We start from the raw sequence: 6,103 nt of genomic DNA on the forward strand, positions 1-6,103 counted from the left end.
ATGCGTTCTGAAAATGGGTATAATAAGCACGAGAGTATAACAGAATGGAAGAAAAACGCTTTAGAAAGGAGTAGCACATGAGTCGATTCCCAAAAGAAAGTAGCAAGATTGAGATTCAAAGTTTCAAACATAACGGGAGCTTACACAGAGTTTGGGAAGAAACGCTCGTGCTGAAATCGACGGAAGAAGAATTGATTGGGTTCAATGACCGCATCATGGTCAGTGAATCGGATGGTCGTCAGTGGCGAACGCGAGAGCCTGCAATCTGTTACTTTTCAACAGAACTCTGGTTCAATGTCATTTGTATGATTCGGGAGGATGGCATTTACTATTACTGCAATCTTGGATCACCTTCTACGTTCGATGAGAAAGATCGAGCAGTCAAGTACATTGATTACGATTTAGATATCAAAGTGTATCCGGACATGTCCTACATGATCCTCGATGAGGACGAGTATGAGAAGCATCGCCGCGAGATGAACTATCCGAAGGCAATCGATCGTATTTTGAAAGACAATGTCCAAATCCTGATTCAATGGATCCGCAGTCGGAAGGGTCCATTTAACCCGGCTTTCGTGGATATGTGGTATCGTGAATATGAAACAAGATATCGGAGATGATGGTTCGCCATCGTCTTTTTTTAATTGAAGGAAGTGAAACACGTGGCAACACAAGCAAAACGTAAGAAACAAGGTTCGATCCGCCGCTATATGGCGTTCGTCAAGCCGTATCAAAAACAGATTCTCCTGACGGTTTTCGTTGGGATCATCAAGTTCTCGATCCCACTTGGACTTCCGTTGTTGTATAAGTACATCATCGACAATATCCTAACTGGAAACACGATGCCGATGGCGGAAAAAAGTAAACAATTGGCGTATTTGATTGGAGCGGGTGTCTTCATCTTTTTGATCGTCAAGCCGCCGCTCGAATACGTCCGTCAGTACCTCGCGCAATGGTCCGCGTCGAAGATTTTATTTGACGTTCGTAATCGATTGTTTGATCATGTTCAGAAATTATCGCTTCGTTTTTATTCGAATACGAAAACTGGGGAAGTCATCTCGCGAATCATCAATGATGTCGAGCAGACGAAAGACTTCGTCGTCACGGGATTAATGAACCTATGGCTTGATATGATCACGATTTTCATCGCGATCGCGATCATGTGGACGATTGATCCGCAGTTAACGCTCGTCGCGATTATTCCATTACCATTCTACGCCCTCGCCGTTAAGTTCTTTTACGGTCGTTTACGTGGATTGACACGGGAACGTTCGGCAGCCCTTGCGGAACTACAAGGTCATTTGACGGAACGTGTCAACGGCATGGCAGTCATTCGTAGTTTTGCACTCGAACCGCACGAGAACAAGGCGTTCAAACATCAAAATGATGGATTTTTAAAAGCGGCGCTTCGTCAAACGAACTGGAATGCGCGGACGTACGTCGTCGTCTCGACGATTACGGACTTCGCACCAATCCTGATCTTCGGAACGGCGGCGTTCTTCGTCTTGAATGGACAAGTCTCGCTCGGAACGATGGTCGCATTCATTGGTTATATCGACCGTCTGTATGCGCCGCTCGGTCGTCTCGTCAACTCCTCAACGACGTTGACACAGTCGATTGCCTCAATGGACCGGATGTTTGAGTTTTTGGATGAGCCGTATGACATCACGGAAAAACCGAATGCACGTGAACCGAAAGATGTCCGCGGAAACGTTCAGTTCGAAAACATCAGCTTTGCTTATGAAGAAGGCGGCGAGCTGGCGATCGATCGCTTGACGCTTGACGTTCAGGCAGGTGAACGGATTGCTTTCGTCGGGATGTCAGGTGGTGGGAAATCAACGCTCGTCAGTTTGATTCCGCGTTTTTATGATGTGTCTTCCGGTCGGATCACGCTTGACGGCGTTGATATTCGTGACTTGAAATTACGTGGTCTTCGCGATCAGATCGGGATGGTCATGCAGGAGTCGATTCTCTTCAGTGAGTCGGTTCAGATGAACATTAAGATGGGGAATCCGGAGGCGACGGATGAGGAAGTCATCGCAGCGGCAAAAGCAGCGAATGCCCATGAATTCATCGAACGATTACCGAACGGTTATCATACGCCGGTCGGAGAACGCGGCGTTAAGTTATCGGGTGGTCAAAAGCAACGTCTTGCGATTGCGCGGGTCTTCTTGAAAAATCCACCGATTCTGATTTTGGATGAAGCGACGAGTGCGCTCGATTTAGAGAGCGAGGCGATGATTCAAGATTCGTTAGCACGTCTCGCGAAAGGGCGGACGACGTTTACTGTCGCGCACCGTTTATCAACGATCACTGATGCCGATAAGATTGTCGTCATCGAAAATGGTCAAATTACGGAAATCGGAACACACGAAGTCCTCATGCAAAAACGGGGTGCGTATTTCGAACTGTATGCCATTCAAAATCTGGAACTCGTCGAATAACACAAAAGCAGCGATCCTCGTGAGGATCGCTGCTTTTTTAGAAGGAAGACTTAGAGTCGAGCAAAGGCACGATCGACTGCAACGATCGTCTCTGTGATGTCGGCTTCCGTATGTTCTGTCGTCAAGAACCACGCTTCGTATTTCGAAGGAGCAAGGTTGACGCCTTCTTCCAACATCAATTTGAAGAAACGTCCGAACATCTCGCTGTCTGCACGTTCTGCACCATCGTAATCGATGACTGTTTCATCCGTGAAGTAGACCGTCATGGCACCTTTTAGACGGTTGATCGTAATCGTGACGTCATGGCGTTTTGCTGCTTCAAGTACACCTTGTTCGAGTAAGGCACCAAGGTGATCAAGTTGTTCATAGACACCAGGCTGCTCAAGTAATTCAAGACAAGCGATACCGGCAGCCATCGATGCTGGGTTACCAGCCATCGTTCCCGCTTGATAAGCTGGACCGAGTGGCGCGACGTGTTCCATGATTTCTTTACGACCGCCATAAGCACCGATTGGTAATCCACCACCGATGATTTTGCCGAGTGCCGTCATATCGGGGCGGATATCGAGTAACTCTTGTGCACTGCCGTACGTGAAACGGAAGGCTGTGATGACTTCATCATAGATGACGAGTGCGCCGTGAGCATGTGTGATTTCGTTGACCGCAGCAAGGAATCCAGGTTGCGGTTCGACGATACCGAAGTTTCCGACGATCGGTTCGACGAGTACACAAGCGACCTGATCGCCCCATTGTTCCATGATTTGACGATACGATTCGATATCATTGAACGGTGTCGTAATGACTTCTTTTGCCGTCGCTTTCGTGACGCCGGCTGAATCTGGGGAACCAAGTGTCGCTGGTCCGCTTCCTGCTGCAATCAGCATCAGATCCGAGTGACCGTGGTAACAACCACTGAACTTCACGACGAGCTCACGACCCGTATACGCTCGTGCGACACGAATCGTCGTCATGACGGCTTCGGTTCCCGAGTTCGTAAAGCGTACTTTTTCAAGCGAAGGGATCGCTTTTTGTAGTTTATGTGCAAAGTCAATTTCTAGACGGTGTGGTGTGCCGTAAAGAAGACCATTTTGGGCAGCATGGGTGATCGCTTCCGTAATGTGAGGATGACCATGTCCCGTGATGATCGGACCATAGGCTGCTAAGTAATCGATATAGCGATTGCCATCGACATCATAAAAGTAAGCACCTTCTCCGCGTTCCATATAGACAGGTGCGCCGCCACCGACGGCTTTGAATGAACGGGATGGGCTGTTGACGCCACCAACGATACACTCTTGTGCGATTTCATATAACGCCTCTGAAGTAGGACGTGTAGTGTGGGTAGACATGAGGATTCCTCCAATCGATGATTCGTGAAAAATATCACGATATGATTGTATCATGGACGTCAAATCCGATGCAGAGCCGTTGACGGAATGCCTATTTGTAGGTAGACTAATTATAAAGATTACAATCTGATAATCAATGAAAGATAGAAATGAGGGGATGGACGTGGCTAACGAAATGCTGGATGACGCCGTGAAGTCACTTCGGGAATCAGGCGTTCGAATGACACCACAACGTCACGCGATTTTGGAATATTTAACGACGGGACACACGCATCCGACAGCGGATGAGATTTATCGTGCACTCGAACATCGATTTCCAAACATGAGTGTGGCGACTGTATATAATAACTTACGCGTGTTTCGAGAAAAGGGAATCGTTGAGGAAATGAATTACGGAGACGCTTCAAGTCGCTTCGATTTCGTTACGACACGCCATTACCACATGATCTGTGAGAACTGTGGAAAGATCGTTGATTTCAACTATCCTGTGCTCGATGATGTCGAAACGGTTGCGGCGCACTTAACGGGCTTTAAAGTCGATCGTCACCGATTAGAAGTGTACGGAACTTGTCCGGACTGTCAATCGAATGTCCAATAAAAAAACGAGCTGCCTTAGCGGGGAGCTCGTTTATTGTGTTTATTATATTTTTCATCGAATTCTTTTCCTTCAAGAGACGGATCCATCGTAAGTGGTTCATCGCAATGCATACATAAGTCGACGCGACCAAGGACTTTTGTTTCTTTTCCGCAGTTTGGACAAGTGACGACAGCTGCCTTCGTTGATGTCAGACCAATCAAGAAATAGAGTGCCGTACTGGCAAGAACCATGACGAAACCGAGAAGCATGAGTAAGACCATGATGATTTCAAATTGTTTGAGTAATAGACCGCCATACATGACGAGCATCCCACCGAACACAAGAAACATAGCAAGGTTTCGCGCGCGGTTTATTTTATTTTTACGTTGTTTTTTCAAGTGAATTCCCCCTGTTGTCAGTCTAGCATAAGAAGTGCAACTGTCTGAAGGAGGAAAGCTTGTTTTTTTGTCGAAAATGGTAACGACGAGTTCGTATAGAAGGGTGAGAAGTACATGGAACAAGCAACACGAACGATTTATTCGGAATACGCGGCTTATCGTGAAACACAAGGGATCATTGCTGTTGAGAAACGGCAACCACGGGATTCCTTGACGGATCAATTTGATACACTTCTTGTCGTCATCACGAGAGACCCAGAAGTCGAGTGGACGATCAAACATTATCGACTGAATACACTAAAGGTGTCATTACACCTCGTACATGAAGATGTCTTATCACGCTGGATTTTGTTAAATGCCAATCGACGTGCGATTCACTGGATTGCAGAAGGAACGATCGTTTTCGAACGGAACGATTATTTAGTTGACTTAAAACGGCAACTCTTAAACTTTCCTGATGAGGAAAGATGTCTACAGATGACGATCTCATTCGCTAAACTTCTGCGTCGTTTCCAAGATGGAAGGAATTTGTTCAGTCGCGGACATCATTATGATGCCTATACACACGTCCATCACGCTTTGCATCATCTCGCGCGATTATCTGTTCTTGAAAAAGGAAAACATCCCGAGACAGTCGTCTGGGAACAAGCACGACTGGATGATCCGGATGTTTATAAACTATATGAACAATTGTTGATGAGTGAAGAGACATTAGATCAACGTATTCACCTCGCCTTGATTGGTCTTGAGCATCTTCTCCAGTCTAAGGTCTTATCGGGAGGACGCTATTTATTCGAAATCATGCGTGAGCGGACAAGTCCTTGGACGATGTATGAATTGATGGAAGAAGAGCGACTGCAAGAAGTCAAAGTGGATTTAAGTAGTCTGATTGATTTCTTCATGCGAAAAGGTCTGATCAGAATTTCTTATCAAACAACTAAAGGAGCAGGGGTCGAACTCGTGACGTATGAGCCGGTCGTATGACGATCGGCTTTATTTTATCCATTTGATTGTTTTTTGCTATATATAGAAGGGAAAAGATTATAAAAGTTTTTTTAGAAAAACTATTGACGGTATTATACCGAGATAGTATATTAATACATGTCGACAGGGCAACACGCACTGGACGGTGACGAGAAAGAAAAAAGATTTCAAAAAGGGATTGACGCTTAAGTTATTCCGTGATATCTTATTAAAGTCGCTGAAAACGACACGACGAACTTTGAAAACTGAACGATGAGGCAAAAATCGTATTCTACGGAATACAAAAACGAATGAAGCGCAAGCTTCGTCAATCGTGACTTCGGTCACAACAACGAGCAAGTCAAACACTTC

General features: G+C 46.0%; 6 protein-coding genes. 4 read left to right on the top strand and 2 right to left on the bottom strand.

Annotation, left to right across the window (positions count from 1 at the left end):
• Window positions 1–77: 77 nt before the first annotated feature.
• Both ntdP and AC3B4V_RS15380 read left to right on the top strand, forming a co-directional pair.
• Window positions 78–620 carry a nucleoside tri-diphosphate phosphatase gene (gene ntdP / locus AC3B4V_RS15375; protein ID WP_023467311.1) on the top strand — a complete coding sequence of 181 codons (543 nt, stop codon included), beginning with the start codon at window positions 78–80 and terminating at the stop codon, window positions 618–620.
• Between the two features lie 90 nt (window positions 621–710).
• Window positions 711–2,444 carry an ABC transporter ATP-binding protein gene (locus AC3B4V_RS15380; RefSeq protein ID WP_488378833.1) on the top strand — a complete coding sequence of 578 codons (1,734 nt, stop codon included), beginning with the start codon at window positions 711–713 and terminating at the stop codon, window positions 2,442–2,444.
• Window positions 2,445–2,494: 50 nt separating this feature from the next.
• Here the strand turns inward: AC3B4V_RS15380 and AC3B4V_RS15385 are convergent, their stop codons facing one another.
• A complete protein-coding gene (locus tag AC3B4V_RS15385; protein ID WP_488378831.1) occupies window positions 2,495–3,793 on the bottom strand; it encodes a glutamate-1-semialdehyde 2,1-aminomutase in 1,299 nt (432 codons plus the stop codon).
• Window positions 3,794–3,968: 175 nt separating this feature from the next.
• Here AC3B4V_RS15385 and perR point away from each other — a divergent pair, with 175 nt between their 5' ends.
• Window positions 3,969–4,391: a peroxide-responsive transcriptional repressor PerR gene (gene perR, locus AC3B4V_RS15390; RefSeq protein WP_369792039.1), complete on the top strand. Its 423-nt coding sequence runs from the start codon at window positions 3,969–3,971 to the stop codon at window positions 4,389–4,391.
• Window positions 4,392–4,405: 14 nt separating this feature from the next.
• Here perR and AC3B4V_RS15395 read toward each other — a convergent pair whose 3' ends face one another.
• Entirely contained in the window at window positions 4,406–4,768 is a 363-nt protein-coding gene (locus AC3B4V_RS15395; RefSeq protein ID WP_029340912.1) for a DUF2614 family zinc ribbon-containing protein, read from the bottom strand.
• Window positions 4,769–4,882: 114 nt separating this feature from the next.
• Here AC3B4V_RS15395 and AC3B4V_RS15400 point away from each other — a divergent pair, with 114 nt between their 5' ends.
• Window positions 4,883–5,752 carry a nucleotidyltransferase-like protein gene (locus AC3B4V_RS15400; RefSeq protein WP_035398755.1) on the top strand — a complete coding sequence of 290 codons (870 nt, stop codon included), beginning with the start codon at window positions 4,883–4,885 and terminating at the stop codon, window positions 5,750–5,752.
• Window positions 5,753–6,103 lie beyond the last annotated feature (351 nt).

The organism is Exiguobacterium sp. E17S (assembly GCF_057772545.1).

Coding starts and splice junctions, on each gene's coding strand:
- ntdP (WP_023467311.1), top strand. CDS start 78: ATGAGTCGATTCCCAAAAGAAAGTAGCAAGATTGAGATTCAAAGTTTC.
- AC3B4V_RS15380 (WP_488378833.1), top strand. CDS start 711: ATGGCGTTCGTCAAGCCGTATCAAAAACAGATTCTCCTGACGGTTTTC.
- AC3B4V_RS15385 (WP_488378831.1), bottom strand. CDS start 3,793: ATGTCTACCCACACTACACGTCCTACTTCAGAGGCGTTATATGAAATC.
- perR (WP_369792039.1), top strand. CDS start 3,969: ATGCTGGATGACGCCGTGAAGTCACTTCGGGAATCAGGCGTTCGAATG.
- AC3B4V_RS15400 (WP_035398755.1), top strand. CDS start 4,883: ATGGAACAAGCAACACGAACGATTTATTCGGAATACGCGGCTTATCGT.